This window comes from Pseudomonas sp. B16(2017) (assembly GCF_002113205.1).
Taxonomy (GTDB): Bacteria; Pseudomonadota; Gammaproteobacteria; order Pseudomonadales; family Pseudomonadaceae; genus Aquipseudomonas; species Aquipseudomonas pharyngis.
In genome coordinates this window covers 1-23,604 of record NZ_NEKA01000026.1, presented here as the reverse complement: position 1 = coordinate 23,604, position 23,604 = coordinate 1, and the positions used below count along the sequence as shown (strand labels likewise).

The 23,604-nt window shown below is 61.6% G+C and carries 23 protein-coding genes and 1 pseudogene; 15 read left to right on the top strand and 9 right to left on the bottom strand.

Going from position 1 to position 23,604, the window contains the following annotated elements; translation table 11 throughout:
- Nucleotides 1-53: 53 nt before the first annotated feature.
- A complete protein-coding gene (locus CAG25_RS27600) occupies nt 54-593 on the bottom strand; it encodes a chalcone isomerase family protein (protein ID WP_085613536.1) in 540 nt (179 codons plus the stop codon).
- A 147-nt stretch (nt 594-740) separates the two neighbouring features.
- On the opposite strand from CAG25_RS27600, the gene CAG25_RS27595 reads away from it, so the two are divergent.
- Nucleotides 741-1,514, top strand: coding sequence for a hypothetical protein (locus tag CAG25_RS27595; RefSeq protein ID WP_064595311.1), 774 nt, complete (start codon nt 741-743; stop codon nt 1,512-1,514).
- Nucleotides 1,515-1,601: 87 nt separating this feature from the next.
- Nucleotides 1,602-2,168, top strand: a complete 567-nt coding sequence (locus CAG25_RS27590) for a hypothetical protein (RefSeq protein ID WP_085613535.1) — start codon at nt 1,602-1,604, stop codon at nt 2,166-2,168.
- Between the two features lie 3 nt (nt 2,169-2,171).
- Here CAG25_RS27590 and CAG25_RS27585 read toward each other — a convergent pair whose 3' ends face one another.
- The 4 genes from CAG25_RS27585 to CAG25_RS27570 all read right to left on the bottom strand — a co-directional run bounded on the left by CAG25_RS27585 (nt 2,172) and on the right by CAG25_RS27570 (nt 5,664).
- Nucleotides 2,172-2,888, bottom strand: a complete 717-nt coding sequence (locus CAG25_RS27585; RefSeq protein WP_085613534.1) for an alpha/beta hydrolase — start codon at nt 2,886-2,888, stop codon at nt 2,172-2,174.
- 66 nt (nt 2,889-2,954) lie between these two features.
- Entirely contained in the window at nt 2,955-4,067 is a 1,113-nt protein-coding gene (locus CAG25_RS27580) for a succinylglutamate desuccinylase/aspartoacylase family protein (RefSeq protein ID WP_085613533.1), read from the bottom strand.
- A gap of 128 nt (nt 4,068-4,195) precedes the next feature.
- Entirely contained in the window at nt 4,196-4,975 is a 780-nt protein-coding gene (locus CAG25_RS27575) for an ABC transporter substrate-binding protein (RefSeq protein WP_085613532.1), read from the bottom strand.
- Between the two features lie 254 nt (nt 4,976-5,229).
- Nucleotides 5,230-5,664, bottom strand: a complete 435-nt coding sequence (locus CAG25_RS27570) for a rhodanese-like domain-containing protein (RefSeq protein ID WP_085613531.1) — start codon at nt 5,662-5,664, stop codon at nt 5,230-5,232.
- Between the two features lie 100 nt (nt 5,665-5,764).
- Here CAG25_RS27570 and ftrA point away from each other — a divergent pair, with 100 nt between their 5' ends.
- Nucleotides 5,765-6,754 (top strand): transcriptional regulator FtrA, encoded by a 990-nt coding sequence (ftrA, locus tag CAG25_RS27565; RefSeq protein ID WP_085613530.1) that lies wholly within the window; start codon nt 5,765-5,767, stop codon nt 6,752-6,754.
- Here the strand turns inward: ftrA and cobF are convergent.
- Nucleotides 6,723-7,478 (bottom strand): precorrin-6A synthase (deacetylating), encoded by a 756-nt coding sequence (gene cobF / locus CAG25_RS27560; protein ID WP_085613529.1) that lies wholly within the window; start codon nt 7,476-7,478, stop codon nt 6,723-6,725. The two genes, ftrA and cobF, sit on opposite strands and share 32 nt — an antisense overlap.
- Nucleotides 7,475-8,047: a histidine phosphatase family protein gene (locus CAG25_RS27555; RefSeq protein ID WP_085613528.1), complete on the bottom strand. Its 573-nt coding sequence runs from the start codon at nt 8,045-8,047 to the stop codon at nt 7,475-7,477. The genes cobF and CAG25_RS27555 overlap by 4 nt, the downstream gene beginning before the upstream one ends.
- A 320-nt stretch (nt 8,048-8,367) precedes the next feature.
- Between CAG25_RS27555 and CAG25_RS27550 the strand changes: the two genes are divergently transcribed.
- From CAG25_RS27550 to CAG25_RS27515, 8 genes are all read left to right on the top strand, one after another.
- Nucleotides 8,368-9,222 carry a MurR/RpiR family transcriptional regulator gene (locus CAG25_RS27550; RefSeq protein ID WP_085613527.1) on the top strand — a complete coding sequence of 285 codons (855 nt, stop codon included), beginning with the start codon at nt 8,368-8,370 and terminating at the stop codon, nt 9,220-9,222.
- Nucleotides 9,223-9,224: 2 nt separating this feature from the next.
- The gene (locus CAG25_RS27545; RefSeq protein ID WP_085613526.1) at nt 9,225-9,869 is read left to right on the top strand and encodes an isochorismatase family cysteine hydrolase; all 645 of its coding nucleotides are present in this window, start codon (nt 9,225-9,227) and stop codon (nt 9,867-9,869) included.
- Entirely contained in the window at nt 9,866-11,197 is a 1,332-nt protein-coding gene (locus tag CAG25_RS27540) for a glutamine synthetase (protein ID WP_085613525.1), read from the top strand. Before CAG25_RS27545 ends, CAG25_RS27540 begins: the two co-directional genes overlap by 4 nt.
- On the top strand, nt 11,181-11,933 hold the full coding sequence (locus CAG25_RS27535; protein ID WP_064595283.1) for an N-formylglutamate amidohydrolase: 753 nt from the start codon (nt 11,181-11,183) through the stop codon (nt 11,931-11,933). Before CAG25_RS27540 ends, CAG25_RS27535 begins: the two co-directional genes overlap by 17 nt.
- Nucleotides 11,934-12,020: 87 nt before the next feature.
- Nucleotides 12,021-13,370 carry an APC family permease gene (locus CAG25_RS27530; protein ID WP_011333496.1) on the top strand — a complete coding sequence of 450 codons (1,350 nt, stop codon included), beginning with the start codon at nt 12,021-12,023 and terminating at the stop codon, nt 13,368-13,370.
- A gap of 118 nt (nt 13,371-13,488) precedes the next feature.
- Nucleotides 13,489-14,505, top strand: coding sequence for an arginine N-succinyltransferase (locus CAG25_RS27525; protein ID WP_085613524.1), 1,017 nt, complete (start codon nt 13,489-13,491; stop codon nt 14,503-14,505).
- Nucleotides 14,506-14,560: 55 nt separating this feature from the next.
- Complete coding sequence (astA, locus tag CAG25_RS27520) at nt 14,561-15,595, top strand: arginine N-succinyltransferase (RefSeq protein WP_085613523.1); 1,035 nt, start codon at nt 14,561-14,563, stop codon at nt 15,593-15,595.
- A 160-nt stretch (nt 15,596-15,755) separates the two neighbouring features.
- Nucleotides 15,756-16,625 (top strand): oxaloacetate decarboxylase, encoded by an 870-nt coding sequence (locus CAG25_RS27515; protein ID WP_007956238.1) that lies wholly within the window; start codon nt 15,756-15,758, stop codon nt 16,623-16,625.
- Nucleotides 16,626-16,713: 88 nt separating this feature from the next.
- Here the strand turns inward: CAG25_RS27515 and CAG25_RS27510 are convergent, their stop codons facing one another.
- Complete coding sequence (locus CAG25_RS27510; protein WP_085613522.1) at nt 16,714-17,940, bottom strand: M20/M25/M40 family metallo-hydrolase; 1,227 nt, start codon at nt 17,938-17,940, stop codon at nt 16,714-16,716.
- A gap of 84 nt (nt 17,941-18,024) precedes the next feature.
- Nucleotides 18,025-19,098, bottom strand: coding sequence for a diguanylate cyclase (locus CAG25_RS27505; RefSeq protein WP_085613521.1), 1,074 nt, complete (start codon nt 19,096-19,098; stop codon nt 18,025-18,027).
- Between the two features lie 190 nt (nt 19,099-19,288).
- Between CAG25_RS27505 and CAG25_RS27500 the strand changes: the two genes are divergently transcribed.
- The 4 genes and pseudogenes from CAG25_RS27500 to CAG25_RS27485 form a co-directional block, all read left to right on the top strand.
- Nucleotides 19,289-20,743 carry an NAD(P)/FAD-dependent oxidoreductase gene (locus tag CAG25_RS27500; RefSeq protein WP_085613520.1) on the top strand — a complete coding sequence of 485 codons (1,455 nt, stop codon included), beginning with the start codon at nt 19,289-19,291 and terminating at the stop codon, nt 20,741-20,743.
- 16 nt (nt 20,744-20,759) lie between these two features.
- Nucleotides 20,760-21,698 carry an alpha/beta fold hydrolase gene (locus CAG25_RS27495; RefSeq protein ID WP_039767801.1) on the top strand — a complete coding sequence of 313 codons (939 nt, stop codon included), beginning with the start codon at nt 20,760-20,762 and terminating at the stop codon, nt 21,696-21,698.
- A gap of 111 nt (nt 21,699-21,809) precedes the next feature.
- Nucleotides 21,810-23,195, top strand: coding sequence for a VOC family protein (locus CAG25_RS27490; RefSeq protein WP_085613519.1), 1,386 nt, complete (start codon nt 21,810-21,812; stop codon nt 23,193-23,195).
- Nucleotides 23,196-23,509: 314 nt separating this feature from the next.
- A pseudogene (locus CAG25_RS27485) lies at nt 23,510-23,604 on the top strand (type VI secretion system tube protein Hcp); the annotation flags it as partial.

The window sequence follows — 23,604 nt, the reverse complement described above, 5'->3', positions numbered from 1 at the left end:
AAGGCGCAGCTTAGACGTTTCAGTCGGCAGGCCCAAGCGCCGATGTGCTGCGTTCAAGGTTGGGCAGTACCCAGCAATTGCCGGCGCAGTTCGGGATTGCGTGTGCGTGGATCCAGCCAGATGTTGAAAAAAGCCTGGGCGAACAACGGGTCGTTGATCTCGTGCTGCAACTGTTGGCCAACAAAGAACCGCGCGCCCTGCCCCGGCAGATACACCCCGGTGATCCGCGTGCCGGCCTGCACGTCGACGAACGATTGCTGCATCTGGGCCTGCCACACCGCCAGTTGCGCAGAACTGATGGAGGCGCCTGCCAGGCGTTTGATCTCGTCGACGCTGGCTTTGACCAAATCTTCGCGGGACACGCTGCGCCGGTAGATCAGCTCCAGGGCGAAGGGCTGACCATCGGCCAATGGACGCGCGGCGCTCCACAACCGGGCGTTGTAAACGTCGAAACCGAAAATGCTGAAATCGCCGGTGCCAATGATTTGCGCACCGGGCACCACGTCTTGCCAACTGGCCCAGGTGGGGGTCAGCAACAACGCCCACAAGCCTATCCCGCAGCATCCACGCAACACCTTCGGTGTACTGCTCATCGCGGCATCGACTCCGGTAAACCCTGATACCCAGAGCATAGTCGGCAATCACACCCATGATTTTGTATACATTTATTGCATGCATATGCAGCAATCCGCTAATGACAATGCTAACGTGGCCCTCATTGACCCGACGGAGACACCTGCGTGCTGATCCTCAAACTGCTGCTGATTCCCGGTTTCCTGCTGCTGATTTCCCTCGCGGGCAAGCGCTGGGGCCCCAGCGTCGCCGGGTGGCTGTCGGGATTGCCGGTGGTGGTCGGGCCGATTCTGTTTTTCCTCGCCATCGAGCAAGGGCCGGCGTTTGCCGCGCAATCGGCGGTCGCGGCGCTGTCGGCCATGTTTGCGATGATCGCGTTTTGTGTCACTTATGCGCAGGTGGCGCAGCGGGCGAACTGGCCGCTGGCATTGATAGTTTCTTTATCGGTCTGGGCCGTGCTGGCGCTGATTCTGTCGCTGACTCCGGCGTCGTTACCCTTCTCGGTCGCCGCTGCTGCGACCGCCCTACTTTCCGCGCCGTACCTGTTTCCCAAGGTGCAACCGGTGGTCAGGGGTCCGGCGCCGAAATCGGACAAACTGGTCTGGCGGATGATTGCCGGCGCGGCGCTGACGCTGGTGGTAACCATGCTGGCCAGCACCGTCGGCGAACGCTGGAGCGGTTTGCTCGCCGTGTTTCCGGTGCTCGGCAGCGTGATGGCGGTGTTTTCCCAACAGACCCGTGGCCCAGCGTTTACCGCCGCGTTGTTACGCGCGACGGCGACGGGGATGTATTCGTTTTCGGCGTTTTGTCTGGTGTTGGCGCTGACCGTTCCGAACCTGGGCTTCGGCGGTTTCGTGGTGGCGGTGGCCGTTTCGGTGGCGATGCTCGGCGTCACTCGGCAGCTGTTGGCCAAACCGGCGCCGGCGCCATCGCCGAACTGAACCCGACCGGACAAACCGCGCTGGAGTGCCAGGCACCCTCCATGGGATGATCGCCGCCCAAGCGCGACCCATCCCTCGGAGATTCAAATGTCATTGCTTTGCAAGAAAGCCGCCGTCCTGTTGTTGGCGGTGGTGGCCGGTTTCGGCGCCATCAATGCTCAGGCGGCCAAGGCCAAAGAGAAGGCGGTCACCGAGAAGGTCTCGATGCTCGACGGCAAATTCAGCTTTGTCCTGCCCAACGGCTTTGTCGCCGACCCGCTGCCCGCCGGCCCGACCGGTGCCAAGGGCACGATGTACACCAACCAAACGACAAAGACCGTGGTCATCACCGCCGAAAACCAGATTCCCGAAGGCAACAACGTCAAGGACAACGACAGTGCGTTCCTCGACGGCACGGTGTCCGACTTCATCGACGCCCAGCGCAAGGCCCTGCCGGACTTCAACAAGCTCAGCGAAAAGAGCCTGACCCAGAAAGGCAACGGCTTGGGCCTGCGCCAAGTCGACAGCACCGCCACCCAGGGCGGCGGCCAGACCCTCAACACCACGTTGCTGGCCGGTTCCGGCACGCGCATGGCGCTGGTCCAGGTGATTTCCCGGGCCAGCGACAAGAGCGGTCACGAGGCGCTGGTGAAAACCATCCTCAAGGAAAAGTGATGCTCAGGGATTGAGTCGCTGCAACCAGTCGTTCAAATCCCGAAGCTCGGCCGCACTGATGCTGTGGCCGACGCCGGGATAGGCATGAAATTGCGGTTTGTACGACAGCTTCTGCAACAACGCATCGGCCTCGGTGGCACCGCTGTAAGGCACACGGTCATCCGCCGTGCCGTGGCCGATGAAGATGTCCAGCCGCGGATGCTGTTGCTCTGACTTCAGCTCGCTCTTGAGCACCGGCAACAACCGCCCGCTCAACGCCGCAATACCACCCACCGCCGCTGGCTGCCGCAGCCCGACCTCATAGGTCATCATCGCGCCCTGGCTGAAACCGATCAGGTACACCTTCTCCGGTTGGGCGTGATATTTCTGCGCCGCAGCGGCGATAAAGGCCCGCAGTTTCTGGCTGCTGGCCTTCAGATCATCGGTCTCGCCGTTGTAGGCACCTTCGCCTTTCTTGCGAAACCACTGGAAACGCCCCTCCCCCAACGCCATCGGTGCCTGCACCGACAGGTAGTTGTACTGCTGGGGCAGTTGAAATTTCATACCGATCAAGTCTGCTTCGTTGCTGCCATAGCCATGCAGGAAAATCACCAGCGGACGCGGTTCGGCGTCCGGGTGCACCTGGGCCAGGTAGTTGAGCGGCAGATCGTTTTGCAGCGAGGTCTGAGCCTGGACGGCCGTGGACGCCAGCAGCGTCAACAGCGCAAACACCTTCAACATAAGCCTTCCTTCACACAGTGCAGGGTTCGGGGCAGAGCCTAACACTGTGATCGGGAGGACGGGATATCAGTCGTTGCTCAGCTTGCCCACCCGAATCGGCTCGCGCCCCGCCACTTTCGCCTGCCAGATGCCCGGCTGGGTGTAGCGCCCGCGATCGATGGCGAACAACAAGCCGCTGGTGCCGGCGCGCACGGTGGTCACGCGGTCGTTCAGCGGATCGACCACTTCAAACAGCGCATCGCCGCGCTCGACCCACTCACCGGCATCGCGCAGGAAACTCACCACGCCGTGGTGCGGTGCGAACAGGTATTCGGTGCCGTCGAACGGCATGCCTTCACAGCATTCGTCCGGCGCTTTCGGCCATTCGCCGCTGATGAAACCCTGCTCGGCGAGAAAGCCCAGGATCGCCTCGCAATTGGCCTGAGCCTGATCGACGCGGGTATCGCCCATGCTGCCCAGTTCCAGGGTGGTGGCGAGGTTGGCCGGCGGAATCGCCGCGTTCGGGAAGGCCCGGGCCAGGCGCAACCACGGCGAGGAGCAGGATTCATCGAACGAACTGCCGCCGGAATCTTCACACAATAGCGCCACGCCAGCCTTCAGCCGTGCGGCGAGGGATTGCCACTGCGGCCAGTGTTGTGGCAGTGCGTAAATATGAATCGCGGCGTCAAAGTCGCAATGCAGATCGAGGGTGATGTCGGCCTCACAGGCGTGGCGCAGCAACAGGCGGTGCAGCGCCTCCAGTTGCGAAGCCGGGGCCGGCAGTTCGTCGAGTACCTGACCCATGGTCTGGCGGATCAGCGTGATATTGGCTTCGGCATCGCTGCCCAGCTGATCGCCGATGCGTTCGGCCACCGGCGCGCTGAGTTCAACGAAGGAGCGGTTGAAGTTCTTGCCGCTGCCCAGCTCGAAACGCCCCATGTGGCTGCCTTGCAGGTGCTGATCGAGACCGATCGGGTTGGCCACCGGCACCAGTTCGATCACGCCTTGCAACTGGCCGTTGCTCTCCAGCTCGGCCAGGCGTTTTTTCAGTTCCCATGCGGTGCGCATGCCCGGTAGTTCATCGGCGTGCAGGCTGGCCTGGATGTAAACCTTGCGCGGGCCGGCGCCGTAACGGAACACGCTCAGGGAACGTTCGCTGCCCAGGTGGCTCCAGGGCAGAAGATGGTCGATGCGTTGCATGGGGAACTCCGGAAATTCTGTGGTCGCTGCCAACGCAGTGACCGCATTGAAATGTGCTGACAGGATAAATCACGGGCGAAAAAAAAGTGGCCACCGCGCAAACGGGGCCACTTTCTTCTTACGGCGTATTAATGGCCGTATACGTCAAAGTCGAAGTACTTGTCCTGCACTTGCTTGTACTTGCCGTTGGCGCGGATTTCGTTGATGGCGGCGTTGAATTTCTCCGCCAGCGCGGTATCGCCTTTACGCACCGCAATACCGGCGCCACCGCCGAAGTACTTGGCGTCTTCGTAGGTCGGGCCGACGAATTCGAAGCCTTTGCCGGCGTCGGTTTTCAGGAAACCGTCGCTCAGGTTGACCGAGTCGGCCAGCATTGCGTCGATACGACCGGACACCATGTCCAGGTTGGCTTCCTGCTGCGAGCCGTAACGCACCAGCTCGATCCCGGCCGGCACCAGCACTTCGGTGGCGTAACGGTCGTGGGTACTGGCACGCAGCACGCCGACTTTCTTGCCTTTGAGCTCGACCAGCGGGTCTTTCACGCCCGAGCCGGCCTTCATCACGAAGCGCGCCGGGGTGTGGTAGTACTTGATGGTGAAATCGACGTTTTTCTTGCGGTCGTCAGTGATGGTCATCGAGGACAGGATCGCGTCGATCTTCTTCACTTTCAGCGCCGGGATCAGGCCGTCGAACTCTTGCTCGACCCAGGTGCATTTGACTTTCATCTGCTCACACAGCGCGTCGCCGATGTCCACGTCGAAACCGGCCAGTTTGCCGTCAGGGGTTTTCATCGAGAATGGCGGGTAACCGGCTTCGATACCGATACGGATCGGTTTGGCGTCTTCGGCCACGGCGGTCAGGGACAACATCGACAGTGCCAGGGCACCGAACATAACCAGCTTTTTCATTTATTACTCCCGTGTGCGGAGGCTTTTATTGGCAGCTTTCGATTGTCAGGTTCGGCCTTGGGCTGAGTAGCGCAAAGAAACCGACGTGGCCGGCAGTCTATGGCGGCGCGCACGGGGCAAATTGTTTTTAAGCGACAAATACTTACAGAAAATCGGCGAGTGCCATCACATGGGAAAAGTGTGCGCCGGAGCGGTGCAAGGGTTGTAGGACAAAGCCGACAAAAGCTGCCGCCGAAGCGGCAACCCTCCGGCTATCAGCAGTCGCAAGCGATCGGTGCGGCGGTGACGCGCGGTGTCGCGACACTCAACTGAAAGCCTTCATCCAGCCACCCGGTCACTCCACCGATCATCTCCTTGACCGGATAGCCCAACGCCGCCAGCTTCACCGCGGCCTTGTTGGCGCCATTGCAGTGAGGGCCGGCGCAATAAACCACGAACAGTGTGTTTTTCGAGTAGTCCGCCAGCCCTTCCGCTGTAAGCAAACGCCCCGGAATATTGATCGCTCCCGGCACATGCCCACGCTCGAAGGCCAGCGGCCCGCGCACGTCCACCAGCACAAAGTCGACTTCGCCGGCTTCCTGGCTGCTGAAGACGTCGGAACAATCGGTTTCGAAGGTCAGACGGTTGCTGAAATGCATCAGGGCAATGGCCGAAGGGGCGGCAGGAATTTCGCGAACCAGGCTGGGCATGTTGAATCACTCCTTTGTCTGTGGGGATGAACGGACTTTATCGAGCCGCCGCTGGCCGCTACAGTGGCGCACAAGACACTCACCGGGAATTTTCCGCCAAATGCCTGATTCACCTGGATTGGTCGCGATCCTGGCCTACGACGGCCTCTGCACCTTCGAGTTCGGCATCGCCGTGGAGATCTTCGGCCTGGCCCGGCCGGAGTTCGATTTCCCGTGGTACGAGCACTGCATCGCCGCCGTCGATCAAGGCCCGATGCGCGCCATGGGCGGGATTCAGGTGCTCGCCGACGGTGGGCTGGAGTTGTTGGCGCAGGCGCGCACCATCATTATTCCCGGCTGGCGCGACCGAAATGCGCCGGTGCCGGAAGCCTTGCTTGAAGCATTGCATGGTGCCCATTCACGCGGCGCCCGGTTACTGTCGATCTGCTCGGGCGTGTTTGTGCTGGCCGCCAGCGGATTGCTCGACGGGCACGGCGCCACCACTCACTGGCGATACACCACAGAACTGGCCGAGCGCTTCCCGGCCATTGATGTCGACCCGGACGTGCTTTACGTCGATTCCGGCCAATTGATTACCTCGGCCGGCAGTGCAGCGGGGATCGACGCCTGCCTGCACCTGGTGGCGCGAGACTTCGGCACCCAGATCGCCAACTCGGTGGCGCGACGGCTGGTGATGTCGCCGCAACGCACCGGCGGTCAGGCGCAATTCATTCCGACGCCGGTCAGCCCGACCCCGCGCAGCGATCTGTCGCGTGTGATGCAGTGGGCCCGCGAGCGCCTGCACGAACCGCTGGAAGTGCGCGATCTGGCCAGCGAAGCGGCGATGAGCGAGCGCACCTTCCTGCGCAAATTCAGCGAAGCCAGCGGCCAGTCACCCAAGGCCTGGTTGCAACACGAACGTCTGGCCCGAGCCCGGGAATTGCTGGAAAGCACGCCGCAGAACACCGAGCAGATCGCCTTGCGCTGCGGTTATCGCTCGGTGGAAAGCTTTCGTGTGGCGTTTCGCAGCGTGGTCGGGGTGCCGCCGTCGGTGTATCGCGAGCGCTTTGGTCGTGAGATCAAGGCTTGCGCAACAGATAGGTGTCCATGATCCAGCCATGCTCGGACCGGGCAGCCTTGCGCACCCGCTTGATCTCATCGGCAACATCGTCGAGCTTGCCATGGATGAGGATTTCGTCCGGCGTGCCGAGGTAGGCGCCCCAGTAAATCTCGGTCTCCTGATCTGCCACTTGGTGGTAGGAATCTTCAGCATCAAGCATCACCACCAGGCTGTCCGTGTCACTCACCTGCCCCGCCGCCAGGCGTCGGCCGGTGGTGATTTCAATCGAGCGGCCGATGGTGTTCAACGGCACCTTGTGTTGTGCCGCCAAGGCCTGAACGCTGGTAATGCCGGGAATGACGTCGAATTCAAACTCACATTGCCCCGTGGCCAGGATCGCCTGCAGGATACGAATCGTGCTGTCGTACAACGCAGGATCCCCCCACACCAGAAAACCGCCGCACTGCCCGTCAGACAATTCGTCATTGATCAGCCGTTCGAAGGTTTTTTGCTTGGCGCGGTTAAGATCATCGACGCTGGCGCTGTAGTCCACATCGCCGCGCTCGCGCTCCGGGCTGTGGGCCTCGGCGAAACGGTAGGTACGATCGGTGATGTAGCGCTCGCAAATTTCGCGACGCAGGTCGATCAGCTTGTCCTTGCTCTGGCCCTTGTCCATCAGGAAAAACACGTCCACCCGATTCAGCGCCTTCACCGCCTGCATCGTGATGTAGTCCGGGTTGCCGGCACCGATGCCGATCACCAGCAATCGCTTCATTGCTCTGCTCCTTCCAGATTCATGCCGGACAAGCGTAGCCGCCAGCGCCCGGTAAACCGCAGATCGACCACCGCCAGCGGCTCGACATCGAGGCTGTGAAACGCCTCGCCCTGCACGACCTGCATCAATGCCGCACGAATCACGAACGGATGGGTAACCGCCACCACGTGCCCCGGCGTGGTTTGCAGTGAAAACAGCCACGCCGCCACTCGCTCGCGCAGTTGCGCCACCGACTCACCGCCATGGGGGGCGGCGTGCGGATCTTCGAGCCAGGCTTGCAAGGCCTCGGGTTCGTTGCGTTGCAAGTCCTTGATCGACTGACCTTGCCAGCGTCCCCAGTCGCAATCACGCAAAGCCTGATCGATTTGCGCTTCATGGCCAAACCACGCCGCCGTCTGGCGGGTACGCAATTCAGGGCCGCAAATCAGACGGAGTTCCGTGTCGAAACGCGAAGCCAGCGAGCAGGAAGCCATCGCCGTCTCTTCAACAGGTTCGTTCGTAGGAAAACACGCCAATTTTTGTGCGACGGTTCTGGCATGGCAGATCAATGTCAAACGGGTGGTCTGCACGGGAAGTCACTCGGCTGGAAGACAGGACGGTCATCGACGTAATCGCTGATGGAGCGGCAATTGTGCCGTAAACCGGGATGCTCCGGGCAAGTCGATTGGGTGATCCGAGCGCGTGAAAGCGGCAATGTCTGACACCACTATGGGCAATGGACTACAAGACTGATCGACATCCGTGTAACCCTTGCGTTACGGGCTTTCCGCCCCATTTTGGGGCTTGGTTTAAACGGCGAAAAATTCGCTAGACATGTAGCGTCAGTTACATAAATACTGTTTTAACGGATTATGAAGCGAATTCAACACCCCATCCAGCAGGAGCCCGGATGCCCCCTTTAAGAGACCTGATCACCGACCCCGGCCTTGACCTGACGCCGTCGGAGCGCAAAGTCGTTCGCGCCTTGCTCGATCAGTATCCACGCAACGGGCTTGGCCCGATGGCGCGCCTGGCCGAACATGCCGGAGTCAGCGATCCGACCATCGTGCGGCTGGTAAAAAAGCTCGGTTTCGGCGGTTATGCCGAATTCCAGGACGCCCTGCTCAGCGACATGGACCACCGCCTGCGCTCGCCGCGTACCCTGTTGCAGCCGCGCTCGCATCAGAACAAGGACGACGCCTGGAGTCACTATCTGGCTCACAGCCACAATTTATTGGCCGAAACCCAGGCCCTGACCCAGCCGGAAGACGTGCGGATCCTCGCCGACTGGCTGCTCGACACCCGGCATCAGGTCTACTGCTTCGGCGGGCGCTTCAGCAGCCTGATGGCAACTTACCTGCTCAATCACTTGCGCCTGCTGCGCCCCGGCTGCTTTGCGCTGGAAGACAACGCGCAACTGCCGGATCGTCTGTTCGACCTGCAACGTCAGGACGTGGTGCTGGTGTTCGACTATCGCCGTTACCAGACCCAGGCCTTGCGCGTGGCCAGCGTCGCGAAAAACAACAATGCTCGCGTCGTGCTGTTCACCGACATCTATGCCTCGCCGCTGCGCGAACTGGCCGACATGATCATCAGCGCCCCGGTGGAGTCGGCCTCGCCGTTCGACACCATGGTCCCGGCGCTGGCTCAGGTTGAAGCACTGATCGCTTGCCTGACCTTGCGCTGCCCGGACCTGGCCGATCGCCTGGAAGGCATCGATGCCCTGCGCAACGACTTCGACACCCACTTGCTGGAGGATAAATAAGGATGTTCAGCCTTCCCCATCGCTCGCCACGGGACCTGCCGTTTGTCACCGACCACTCCGCCCTGTTGCTGGTCGACATGCAGCGTGCCTGGCTCGAGCCACAGTTCGACCCGCACCTCGAAGGCCCGGACGCCGCGTACTTCCTCAACCGCACGCGCTCGCAAGTGGTGCCCAATCAAGTCCGCCTGCTCAAGGCCTTCCGCGACGCTCGGCAGAACGTGCTGCACACCCTGATCGAAAGCCTGACCGTCGACGGCCGCGACCGCTCGCTGGATCACAAGCTGTCGGACATGCACCTGCCCAAGGGCAGCCCGCAGGCACAGGTCATCGCTGAACTGACCCCGGCAGAAAACGAAATCGTGCTGCCGAAGACTTCGTCCGGGGTCTTTAACTCGACCAACATCGACTACGTGCTGCGCAATCTGGAAACCCGTCACCTGATCATCGCCGGCATCGTCACCGACCAGTGCGTGGACATGGCCGTGCGCGATGCCGCCGACCGTGGCTACCTCGTCACTCTGGTGGCGGACGCCTGCGCGACCTACACCGAAGCACGCCACGACGCCTGCCTGAACGCGATCAAGGGCTACTGCTGGATCACCGACACCGACACCGTGCTCGGCCGGTTGCAGGAGATGCAGCCATGAGCGAACGTCTGTCGCCGTTGCCGATGACCACCATCGTCACCACCGACCTGATCGGCGTCACCCGTGGCCGCTCGTTTCCCACCGATGAGCTGGAGCATTATCAGGCCGCCGGTTGCGGCTGGGTGCCAGCCAACAGCGCGCTGACGCCGCAGGACATCATCGCTTCGACCAGTCCGTGGGGCGCGTATGGCGATCTGCGGCTGATTCCCGATCTGACCAGCCGCGTCACCGTCGGCAACGGCCCGGACGCCGCAGCGCCAGCGCTGGATTTCATCCACGGCGACATCCGCGAGACTGATGGCCGGCCATGGGCGGCGTGCCCGCGCACCCTGCTGCGCAACGAGGTCGAGCGCTACCGCGATGAGCTTGGCCTGCAGATCAACGCCGCGTTCGAACACGAATTCAACCTGCACGCCGGGTTTGCCGAACATCTGGCGTTCTCGCTCGAAGCCCAGCGCCAGGGCGCCGAATTCGGTGGCTGGCTGCTCAGTGCGTTGCGCGCCGGTGGCGTCGAGCCGGAAATGTTCCTGCCCGAATACGGCAAGCATCAATACGAAATCACCTGCCGCCCTACCCTTGGCGTGGCGGCGGCGGATCGCGCGGTCAACGTGCGCGAGATTACCCGCGAAATCGCCCGGCAGATGGGTCTGGATCTGAGCTTTGCGCCGAAGACCGCGGCCGACGCGGTGTGCAACGGCGTTCACCTGCATGTAAGTCTGCTCGATCTGGCCGGGCAGCCAATGCTTTACGACGCCGGCACCAGCAATGGTCTGTCGACCCTCGGCCAGCACTGGGCGGCGGGCGTGCTGCATTACTTGCCGGCACTGTGCGCGTTCACTGCACCGACGCCGGTGTCCTATGAACGCTTGCAGCCGCACCACTGGAGCGCGTCCTACGCCTGCCTCGGCCAGCAGAATCGCGAAGCGGCGCTGCGCATCTGCCCGACCGTGAGCCTGGGCGACAAACCTGTGGCGAAGCAATACAACCTGGAATTCCGCGCCATGGACGCCACCGCCTCGCCGCATCTGGCAATGGCCGCGCTGCTGATCGCCGGACGCCTGGGCATCGAGCAGCGTCTGGCGCTGAACGCGATCACCGATGAAATTCCCGATTCACTCAACGACGAACAACGCAAGGCCCGGGGCATCGTTGCCCTGCCCGCCTCCCTGGCCCAGGCACTGGATTGCCTGCGTCGCAGTGAAGCGCTGGTCGAAGCGCTGCCAAGCGCGTTGCTCGATACTTTTTTCGCCCTTAAAACCGAGGAACTGGCGCTGACGGAACAGCTCTCGCCCGCTGATCTTTGTGAGCACTATGCACGCCTGTACTGAATCCGTTGAGCTTGGGTTGTACACCCGACCGGTCTACAACCTGAGCCGTGAAGATTCGACGCACCCGCTGATTCTGGTGTGCGAACACGCCAGCCGCTACATCCCCGAGGCCCTGAACAATCTGGGCCTGGCTGATACGGCGGCGCGCGAACACATTGCCTGGGACATCGGCGCCCTGGCGCTGGCCGAGCAACTGTCGGAGCAATTGGGGGCCACGCTGTTGAGCGCCAACTATTCGCGCCTGCTGATCGACCTCAATCGCCCCCGGCATGCGCCCGACAGCATCCCGGCGCAGAGCGAGATCTACCAGGTGCCGGGCAACCGCGAGCTCGACGAGGCCACCCGCGAATACCGTCGCCAGTGCCTGTTCAAGCCGTTTCACACGCGCCTGCAACAACTGATCGATGCACGTCTGGCCGAAGGTCGACCGGTGCGGGTGGTAGGGATTCACAGTTTCACCCCGGTGTATTACGGCCAGCCGCGGGAGCTGGAAGTCGGCGTGCTGTTCGGTCAGGCCCGGGCCTATGCCCAGCGGATGCTCGACGGTCTGGAGCGACATCCGCTGAAAGTCGCCGGCAACCAGCCGTACAGGATCGACCCGCTGGGCGACATGACCGTGCCGGTGCATGGCGATGCCCGGGGCCTCGATTCGGTGTTGATCGAAGTGCGCAACGACCTTCTGCGCAGCCCGGAAGCGGTTTCTCGCTGGGCGAATTATCTGGCACCACTGCTGTAAAAAATGTTGTAACCACTGCTGATGCTGTAAACGACGGACCGATATAACAACTAAAACGACCGATTGGCTGACAAGGAGTTGCGCTTCATGGAAATAGAAGAGTTCGGCTACAAACAGGAGTTGAAACGTAGCCTGACACTGACCGATCTGGTGGTGTACGGGATGATCTTCATGATCCCCATCGCCCCGTTCGGCGTGTATGGCTACGTCAACGCCGAGGCACCGGGGATGGTGCCTCTGGCGTACATCATCGGCATGGTGGCGATGGTCTTCACCGCGCTCAGCTACGGCAGCATGGCCCGAGCCTTTCCGATTGCCGGATCGGTGTATTCCTACGCGCAACGGGGCCTGAATCAACACGTCGGTTTCATCGCCGGCTGGCTGATGCTGCTCGATTACCTGCTGATTCCGCCGCTGCTGTACGTGTACGCGGCGATGGCGCTTAACCACTTGTATCCGGACATCCCGAAAGTCGGTTTCATTCTGGCGTTTTTGGTCAGCGCGACCTTCGTCAACCTGCGTGGTATCACCTTCACCGCTCGCATGAACATTGTGTTCCTGCTGGCACAGCTTGTTGTCCTGGGGATTTTCCTGTTCTACGCCTGGAACGCCCTGCATAACGGTGGCGGCAACGGCCAGTTGACCCTGGCGCCGCTGTATCACCCGGAAACCTTCAACTTCGCCCTGCTGATGCAAGCGGTGTCGATTGCGGTGCTGTCGTTCCTCGGCTTCGATGCGATCTCCACCCTTGCCGAAGAGATCAAGGGCGATCCGGGCCGCAGCGTCGGCAAAGCGGCGCTGATCACCCTGGTGGTGATGGGTGTGATTTTCGTTGCGCAAACCTGGATCGCGACCGATCTGGCAGCGGGCATGGGCTTCAAGTCCGCCGACACCGCGTTCTATGAAATCGCCGAAATCGCCGCTGGCAGCTGGCTCGCAACCCTGACCGGTGTGGCCACGGCGCTGGCCTGGGGCGTGGCGGTGGCAATCACTTCGCAAGCGGCGGTCTCGCGCCTGCTGTTCGGCATGGCCCGCGACGGCAAGCTGCCGAAAGTGCTGGCCAAGGTGCACCCGAAACACAACACGCCCTACCTGAGCATTTATCTGGTGGCCGTGCTGTCGCTGGTGATCTGCTACCTGTTCATCAATTCGGTGGACACCCTGACTTCGCTGGTCAACTTCGGTGCCCTGAGCGGCTTCATGCTGCTGCACCTGACCGTGATCAACTACTACTGGCGCCGGCAGAAGTCCGGACAGGTGATCCGTCACCTGATCTGCCCGGTGATCGGCTTCATCATCGTCGCGGCCATCATGTACAACATGGGCGTCGATGCCCAGAAACTCGGCCTGATCTGGATCGCATTGGGTCTGGTGTACCTGTTCTTCCTGAACAAGCTCGGCGCCAGTACCGCGCTGCCTGACCCGAGCAATGGCTGACAAGAAAAAGAGCGGCGTCTGACAACAAATCAGGCGACCGCCGCTTTAACGCGTGGAAACCGACAGTGATAGTCAGGTTCGGCGAATGGGCCGAACCTTTTGATACAGGAGTGCATCCATGCTGGTCTTACGTCCAGTCGAGCCAAACGACCTGCCTCAATTGCAACAATTGGCGCGCGACAGCCTGGTAGGCGTCACGTCCCTGCCGGACGACAGCGAACGCCTGGGCGAAAAAATCGCCGCGTCCTGCGCCTCGTTCGACAGCGATGCGGCCGCTCAGGGCCCGGAGAACTACTTCTTCGTGCTGGAAGACATCGACAGCCATCGACTGGTCGGCTGTTCGGAAATTCTCGCCACCGCAGGTTTCAACGAGCCGTTCTACAGCCTGCGCAACCGCCACTTCACCAGTGCCTCGCGGGAGCTGAATATCGAGCACGGCGTGCCGGCGCTGTCGCTGTGTCACGACCTGAGCGGGCACACACTGCTGCGCGGTTTCCACATCGACGCGGCGCTGGTGCGCACGCCGTTTTCCGAATTGCTGTCGCGGGCACGCCTGCTGTTCATCGCCGCCCACGCGCCACGTTTTGCCGAAGCGGTGATCACCGAAATCGTCGGTTACAGCGACGAGCAAGGGCATTCACCGTTCTGGGATGCGCTGGGCAAACATTTCTTCGACCTGCCCTACGTCGAGGCCGAGCGCCTGTGCGGCTTGCAGAGCCGTACGTTTCTCGCCGAGCTGATGCCGCAATACCCGATCTACGTGCCAATGCTGCCGCAAGCGGCGCAGGACTGCATCGGCCGCATTCACCCGGACGGCCAGGAAGCCTTCGACATCCTCGAGCGCGAAGGTTTTGAAACCAACAGCTACATCGACCTGTTCGATGCCGGCCCGACCTTGTATGCACGCACCGCCAACATCCGTTCGATCGCGCAGAGCCAGACCGCCACGGTTCAGGAGCAATCCCTGATTGATGCCCGCGGTCGCTATCTGGTGAGCAATGAGGCCCTGCATGGCTTCCGGGCGGTGGTTGCCGAGCTGGATTTCCAGCCCGGTCAGCCCCTGGCGCTTGACCCGGCCCTGTGCGCGGCGCTCAACGTCCGTGCTGGCGGTACGATCCGGATGATCGCTCTGTGAACCGCGCCCCTACCCAACGACAGTGCCCGAGCAGGCGCGCAAAAGGAGTTGCAGCATGATTGTTCGTCCGGTCCAAGTCAGCGACCTGCCAGCGTTGATGACGCTGGTGCAACAGGCCGGCCCGGGGTTCACCACCCTGCCCGCCAACGAAGATCGCCTGGCCCACCGGGTGCGCTGGGCACAACGGGCGTTCGCCGAGCAGGTCGAGCGGGCCGATGCTGATTACCTGTTCGTGCTTGAAGACGACGAACAACGCGTGGTCGGCGTCAGCGCCCTGGCCGGGGCCGTCGGCCTGCGCGAGCCGTGGTACAACTATCGGGTCGGGCTGACCGTCAGTTCGGCGCCGGACCTGGGCATTCAGCGGCAGATCCCGACGCTGTTCCTCAACAATGAACTGACCGGCCAATCGGAACTGTGCTCGCTGTTCCTGCGCCACGACCAGCGCCACGGCAGCAATGGACGTCTGCTATCGCTGGGGCGCTTGCTGTTTGTTGCCGAATTCCCGCACCTGTTCGGCGAAAAAATGATCGCCGAACTGCGCGGCAGTGCCGACGAGCAAGGCTGTTCGCCGTTCTGGGACAGTCTGGGCCGGCACTTCTTCCAGATGGACTTCAGCCACGCCGACCACTTGTCCGGGCTGGGCAACAAGGCCTTCATCGCCGAACTGATGCCGCGCCAGCCACTGTACACCTGCCTGCTCACCGAACAGGCCCAGGCCGTGATCGGCCAGGCCCACCCCAACACCGAGCCGGCGCTGAAGATCCTCCAGGCCGAGGGTTTTGCCCATAAAGGCTATATCGATATCTTCGACGGCGGCCCGGTCATCGAGGCGCCGATCCGCAATATCCGCACCGTACGCGACAGCCTGGAACTGAGCCTGAGCATCGGCACGCCGGACGATCAGGCGCCGCTGTGGCTGATCCACAACCGGCGCCTGGAAAACTGCCGCATCACCGTGGCGGCGGGACGCCGGGTCGGCAGCAGTCTGGTGATCGACCGCCTGACCGCCAAACGCCTGCAATTGCAGCCGGGCAACTCGGTGCGGGCAGTGCCGTTGCCCAACCGACAGCAGCAGGCGGTAGCGGCCTGAGCGCCTCTGCCTGCAGCAAGAAAGCCTGAACAGGATTTTCCTGGTTAACTTCCTCGTTAATTCGTCATGATCCTTGACCCATTGGCGTGATAGCCTTTTCACCTTCGGCGTTGACACCTTTGCTCAAGCCTTTCCATTCCTTTGTATTGGTGGAACTCGTATGACCAGGCTTTCTCATCAAGATTTGCGCCGTAACTTCCGTCAGCTGCTGGCTTCCGACACCTGCTATCACACCGCCTCGGTGTTCGATCCGATGTCTGCCCGCATCGCCGCTGACCTGGGTTTTGAAGTTGGGATTCTCGGCGGCTCGGTCGCCTCGTTGCAGGTGCTGGGCGCTCCGGACTTTGCCCTGATCACCCTCAGCGAATTCGCTGAACAGGCCACCCGCATCGGTCGCGTCGCCCAATTGCCGGTGATCGCCGACGCCGACCACGGCTACGGCAACGCCCTCAACGTGATGCGCACCATCGTTGAACTGGAACGCGCCGGCGTCGCCGCGCTGACCATCGAAGACACCCTGCTGCCAGCACAATTCGGCCGCAAATCCACCGACCTGATCACCGTCGCCGAAGGCGTCGGCAAGATCCGCGCCGCACTGGAAGCCCGGGTCGATTCGGAAATGGCAATCATCGCCCGGACCAACGCCGGCATCCTGCCGAACCAGGAAATCATCAGCCGCACCAAGCAGTACCAGGCTGCCGGTGCCGACGGTATCTGCATGGTGGGTATTCAGGACTTCGATCAGCTTGAGCAAATCGCCGAACACCTGACCGTTCCGCTGATGCTGGTGACCTACGGCAACCCGGCGCTGCGCGACGACAAACGCCTGGCCGAATTGGGTGTGCGCGTGACCATCGACGGCCACGGTGCCTACTTCGCAGCGATCAAGGCGACCTACGACAGCCTTCGCGAACAGCGCCAGATATTCACCCAGGCTTCCGACCTGAGCGCCACCGAACTGACCCACACCTACACCCAGCCTGAGGAATACATCCTCTGGGCCAAGGAATACATGAGCGTCAAAGAGTAACCTCGCACCACGCTACAAAGAGGCAGAGCGGCCCGACGCCATCACGAGTCCACTCGCATGGCGCCCGCCGCGAAACCGCTGCCTGCCGTTACCGTTTCGCCAACTCCATAATCATCCGCGACAACAGATAAATCCGCGGCGCCACGCTCTCCACCTCCGCGTATTCCTCCGGCGTATGAATGTTGCCGCCGACAATCCCGAACCCGTCCAGCGTCGGCGTCCCTACCCCGGCCGACAAACTGGCATCCGCCGCCCCGCCGCTGCCTTCTTCGGTCAACTTGCGGCCGATTTCGCCGTAAATCCCTTGCGCCATCGCCATCAAACGATCCGACTCCGCGGTCTGCGGCATCGGTGGCAAGCCGCGTTGCAATGAAGTCTTCACTTCGGTCTCAGGGATCAGCTTGTCCTGGGACACCCGCGCCAGATCCTTCTCGATCCGGTCGAACTCCTCCGGCACCGCCGCCCGCACGTCAGCCTTGGCCGTGGCCTGATCCGGGATTACGTTGGTGCGGTCGCCGGCCTTGAGCACGGTGAAGTTGATGGTGGTTTTCCTGGCTTCGTCGCCCAGCTTGCCCAGTTGCAGGATCTGATGCGCCGCCTCCATCGCCGCGTTGCGCCCCAGTTCCGGCGCGACGCCGGCGTGGGCGGCCTTGCCCTTGACCTCGACCAGCGCGGTGGCGCTCCCCTTGCGCCACACCACCAGTCCATCCGCCGGACGGCCCGGTTCGAGGTTGAGGGTGACGTCGTGAAGTTTGGCGGTTTTCTTGATCAGGTCGGTGGCGACGTCCGAGCCGGTTTCTTCGCTGGCATCGAGCAGGAAGGTGATTTGCGCGTAGTCCTTGAAGTCGAGGTTCTTCAGAATTTTCAGCGCGTAGATGCCGGCGACGATCCCGCCCTTGTCGTCCATCACGCCCGGCCCGTAGGCGCGGCCGTCCTTGATGTGAAACGGTCGCTCGGCGGCGGAGCCTTCCTTGAACACCGTGTCCATGTGCGCCATCAGCAGGATTTTCGCCTTGCCGGTGCCTTTGAGCGTGGCGAGCACGTGGTTGGTTTTTTCCGGCGTATTGGGCACCAGCTCGATGGTGGCGCCGAGCTTTTTCAGCTCGTCGATGGCGATTTCGCTGACTTGCTTGAGCCCCGGCTCATACCCTGAACCGGAGTCGATATTGACCAGGCGCTCGAGCAACTTCAGGGCTTCGGGTTTGTATTGCTCGGCATCGGCCAGCACTTGTTTGTGCGGTTCGGCAAAGACACCGGAGGCTGCAAAAGTGAGAGACAGACCGGCCAGCAGAGAACGACGGAAATTGAACGTCATGAATCAATCCTTGTTTCGTGTCGGGTACTGAACCGTACCTGACATCGCCCCAAGGCTCCATCCCGGATGCGACACCCGATCCGTTCAAGCCGAATCGAATACCTCGCGCCGCGGCTTGTCGTCGCTGCAGCAAATCACCCGGTTACGCCCGCCGGCCTTGGCTTCGTACAGCGCCTGGTCGGCGTCATCGAGCCAGCGTGTCGCGTCGCCTTGGGCCGGATCGAGTGCCGCCAGACCGATGCTCAGGCTGACTTTCAGCGCCGGGTTCTGTTCGTACACCAGAAAGGAAAAACGCTCACGCAAGGCTTCCATCGCCTGCACCGCATTGAACAGCGGCAAGTCCGGCAGGATCACGCAAAATTCGTCACCGCCGTAGCGCCCCGCCACATCGGCCATGCGCAGGTTCTGCTTGAGCATCTTGCTCAGCTGGCGCAGGACGATATCGCCGGCCACATGGCCGTAGGTGTCGTTGATCGCCTTGAAATGGTCGATGTCGATCAGCGCAATCGCCGCACCGCTCTGCTGGCGTTTGCAGCGTTGAAACTCGACTTCCAGTTGATCCTTCCAGGCGCCGTGATTGAGCAGACCGGTGAGGCTGTCGGTGCGGCTCAGCGCCAGCAATTCGCGTTTATGCAAGCCGAGGGTGTAGGCCTGGCGAAAGCAGATCCAGCCCAGCGCCAGCGGATACAGCATCAACAAAGGAAGACAGGCAAAGAGCTGTGCCGACGTGGTCATCGGGACGAACGCGGGGGCAAATACCACCAGCCCGACGCCGACGCCAAGCAACTGCGCCGCCGCGCCGGCCAGCAGAAAACGCAGGCCGCCGATGGCGACGTTGTTCATCGCCATCATCGAAATGGTCGTGGCACTGGGCAAGGGATTGAAGTGCATGGCGGCGACCCAGAAGCCACCGAGAAAGGCGTCGATCAACAAATTACGGTGTTCGGCGTGGTACGGAACCTTCGCCCGGCGCGCCCATTGATACGCGAGGTGCGGCCAGACCAGGGCGTTGAACAGCATCACCGCCCAGACCCAGGCCGGCGGATCGAGTGGATACATCGCGACGCTCACGCACAAAAGCCCCAGAACCAGCCCGAGGATTCGCGATGTATAGAGCCTCCTGGCCAGTGAAAGTCCCTTTCCTCCCGTTCTTCCCATAGGGGCCTCGACCACTCGACGGCACTGCGCAGACCGCAGACCCGATGTATTGGGAGTCTATCAGGGCAACGTCAAATAGCCATCACCGGCCAGCGGGCCGAATACCCCGTCATCAGCACCACACGGCGAGCAAATGATTGGCTATACATGAAAGTAAGAAAATGGAAAAAAGACTCTAAGAAGGAGGCCCATGCAGACCTATCAAGTGTTGATCATCGGCAGCGGTTTTGGCGGCCAATGCGCGGCGGTCAACCTGCTCAAGGTCGGTATCGACGACTTTCGCTTGCTGGAGCGCCGCGACTTCTTCGGCGGCACCTGGTGCCAGAACACCTACCCCGGCGCGGCGGTGGATGTGCCGTCGCCGCTGTATTCCCTGTCGTTTGCGCCTTACCGCTGGACGCAGATGTTCGCCGAACAGGCGGAACTGCACCGCTACACCGACCATGTGGTCGAGCGGTTTGGCCTGCGCGACCGAGTGGAACTGCAGGCCAACGTCGAGCGCGTCGAATGGGACGACGCAGAAAAACGCTGGGCCGTACACACCGGCACCAAAGGCACTTTTTATGCGCAGTTCCTGATCAATGCCACCGGGCCGCTGAGCCAGCCGGTTATCCCACACTTTCCCGGCCAGGATCGCTTTCAGGGCAAGACCTTTCATACAAACAATTGGGATCACAGCTACGACTATCACGGTAAACGCGTGGCGATTGTCGGCAGCGGTGCCAGTGCGGCTCAGGTGATTCCGGCCATTGCACCGAAGGTCGCCCAATTGCACGTGTTTCAGCGCACAGCGCATTGGGTGCTGCCCCGTGCCGATCGTACGTTCGGGCGAATCCAGCGCTGGCTGCTGGGTCTGAAACCGGCCTACAAGCTGCTGCGCTGGATGATCTACTGGCAGTTCGAAACCCGGGTTATCGCCTTCAAATATTCGAAACCGGCGATTCACATGGTGCAGAGCCAGGCCCTGAAGTTTCTCAAGCGCCAGGTGACTGACCCCGAGTTGCGGAAAAAACTGACACCGGACTTCACCATCGGCTGCAAACGGGTGCTGCTCTCCAGCACCTACTACCCGGCACTGACCCGGCCCAACGTCACGTTGCACAGCCGCGAGCAAGGCATCGCCAGCCTAGACGAAACCGGCATCCTCACCACGGACGGCCAGCACATCGACGTCGATCTGATCGTCTGGTCGACCGGTTACGACGCCACCGACGGCGTGATTTCCTACCCGGTCAGCGGAAAAAACGCCGTGCAACTGCGCGATGTCTGGGCGCAGTACCCGCGCGCCTACCTCGGCACCAGCCTGCCGGACTTTCCCAATCTGTTTATCGTCACCGGGCCGAACACCGGCATCGGCCACACCTCGGCGCTGTTCATCATCGAATCGCAGATGAACTACATCCTCGACTGCATCCGCACCTTGCTGGCCAATGGTCTGCGCAGCATCGAGGTTCGCCCCGAAGCAGAACGTACCTACACTCAGATGATTCACCGGGAAATGGAACGCACGGTCTGGAAAACCGGCGGCTGCCACAGTTGGTATCAAAGCAAAAGCGGTCATGTGATCGCGATGTTCCCCGGCTTCAGTTTCAGCTACCACCGGTTGACCCGGGCGCTGAAACCGGCCGACCACATTCTGTCTTGAACAAGGAAGACCCACGATGCTTTTGCTGTTTGTCGCCCTCGCGGTTTTCGTGGCCTGGAGCTGGTTGAGTTACCCGGCGGTCGGCCACTGGCTCTACGATCTGAGCGCGGCCCTGGAGGCCAGGCTGTACCGGTTGCACAAGATTGAAGTGCCGATTGCCGAAATGACCGTGTCGACCTGGCAAGGCGGGCCTTATGAAGCGTCGAGCAGCATTTTGATGCTGCACGGCTACAGCGCTGAAAAAAACCTGTGGCTGCGCTTCGCCCGGCACTTTGTCGGGCAGTACCGGGTAATCATCCCGGACCTGGCCGGCCACGGCGAAACCGGCTTCAAGGCCGGCGGTGGCTACGATATTCCGGTGCAGGCCAAGCGCATGATCCAGTTGCTCGACGTTTGCGGCGTCGAGAAAGTCCATGTGATCGGCAACTCCATGGGCGGCTACATCGCCGCGTGGCTGGCAGCGACCTACCCGGATCGCATTGCTTCGGTGGCGCTGATCGACCCGGCGGGTGTCACCGCGCCCGAGCCCAGCGACATGGAGCGCCACCTCGCCCGTGGGCACAATCCGTTTCTGATCAATTCCCGGGAAGAATTCCGACGCTTCTATGCCATGACCATGGCCTCGCCACCGTGGGTGCCCGGTCTGGTGCTCGACGCGATCGCCCAGCGCTACGAACAATGCCGCGACGAACTGGAAGAGATCTTCCGGGATTTTCGCGCCAGCCCGCCGATGGAACCGAAACTGCCGGACATCAAATGCCCGGCGCTGTTGCTCTGGGGCCGCAAGGACCGGCTGATCGACGTCAGCAGCGTGCCGGTGTGGAGCAAAGGCATCAGCAATTTGCGGGTCGATGTCTGGGACGGCGTCGGCCATATGCCGATGGTCGAACAGCCGTCGAACACGGCACGTCTATATCGGGAGTTTCTGGGGGAAAACTCGCGCCAGGACAGGTAAACGGTCAGTCGTTGGCAGAATGAAGTTCGTAGGATTCTTCGTTTGCCCGCGTCGGCGAAGGCTGCGATCTTTTCCGACATCCTTTACGTGACCGTGCCAGGAATTTTTTTCATGACCGTGCAGCCTTTCGTCAGCCCCGACCTGATCCGCCAGCGCTTCTCCAAAGCGATGTCCGACATGTACCGCGAAGAAGTGCCACTGTACGGCGCGTTGATGGAACTGGTGGAACAGACCAACCGCGACGTGCTGGCACGCGAGCCGCAAGTCGCCAGTCAACTGCACAGCACCGGCGAAATCGAACGGCTGGACATGGAGCGCCACGGCGCCATCCGCGTCGGCACCGCCACTGAACTGGCCACCCTCGCCCGTTTGTTCGCAGTGATGGGCATGCAACCGGTGGGCTATTACGACCTCACCCCTGCCGGGGTGCCGGTGCATTCCACGGCGTTCCGGGCGGTGCATGAAGATGCGCTGCAGGTCAGCCCGTTCCGGGTGTTCACTTCGTTGCTGCGACTGGAGTTGATTGAAGATCCTGAGCTGCGGGACTTCGCGCAATCGGTGCTGGATAAGCGTTCGATCTTTACGCCATTGGCGCTAAGGCTGATCGAACAGGCTGAATCTGCTGGCGGCCTGAATGAGTCCGAGGCCGGGGAGTTTGTCCTGCAAGCGCTGGAGACTTTTCGCTGGCACCACAGCGCCACCGTCACCGCCGCGCAATACCAGACGCTCAGCGCCCAGCATCGCCTGATCGCCGATGTCGTCGCGTTCAAGGGCCCGCACATCAACCACCTGACCCCACGCACGCTGGACATCGACATCGTCCAGGCGCAGATGCCGCTGCACGGCATCACGCCCAAAGCGGTGATCGAAGGCCCGCCGCGTCGGCAGCATCCGATCCTGTTGCGTCAGACCAGTTTCAAGGCGCTGGACGAACCGATTGCCTTCACCGACCAGACGCAAACCCGCGGCAGCCACAGCGCCCGCTTCGGCGAAATCGAACAGCGTGGCGCGGCGCTGACCCCCAAGGGCCGTGCGTTGTACGACCGGCTGCTGAACGCGGCGCGCGATGAATTGGGCGATTTCCCCAACGAAGCCAACGCCTCACGCTACAACGCGCTGATGGCCCGGCATTTCAGCGAATTCCCTGACAGCCTCGAGGGCATGCGCGAGCAGGAATTGGCGTATTTCCGTTATTTCCTGACAGACAAAGGTCTGGCGGCGAGTCGTCCCGCTGATGCTTCGCTGCAAGGGTTATTACGCGACGGCTATGTGAAAGCCGAACCGCTGGTGTACGAAGATTTCCTGCCAGTCAGTGCGGCAGGGATTTTTCAGTCGAACCTGGGGGACGCGGCGCAGACGCACTATGGCGAGCATTCCAATCGACAGGCGTTCGAGCTGGCCCTGGGGCGTTCGACCATTGATGAGTTGGGCCTGTATGCCGAAACCCAGCAACGTTCGATTGAGGAATGCCTCGCTACAATCGCCCGATCCGCGTGAAAAGCGGCGATTGGCCATACTGCGCAAGAAGTTGCGCACTTGTTTCGTAAAAATGCTCACCGATTCCGCTGGAGGCCATGTGTTTAAAGGCCTCCAGCCAAGTGCGCAAGAAGTTGCGCAGTACTGCGCAACTTCTTGCGCACTTTGAGCTACCTGGCTGATCAAAAAACGCTCAAACTCGCGATACAGAGCAGTGAAGTCCCCGGTTCCCGGGGACTTGGCAAAAGCTGGCACGCTCCTTGATAACAGTCAGGCACCCACCGGGCGATTTCGCCTCCCGGGCACCCTAACTTTATCCGCAAGGAGAGCATCCCATGGCAACACCAGCGTACATGTCGGTTACCGGCGAAAAACAAGGCCTGATCACTGCCGGCGCCTTCACCGCCGACTCCGTTGGCAACACCTACCA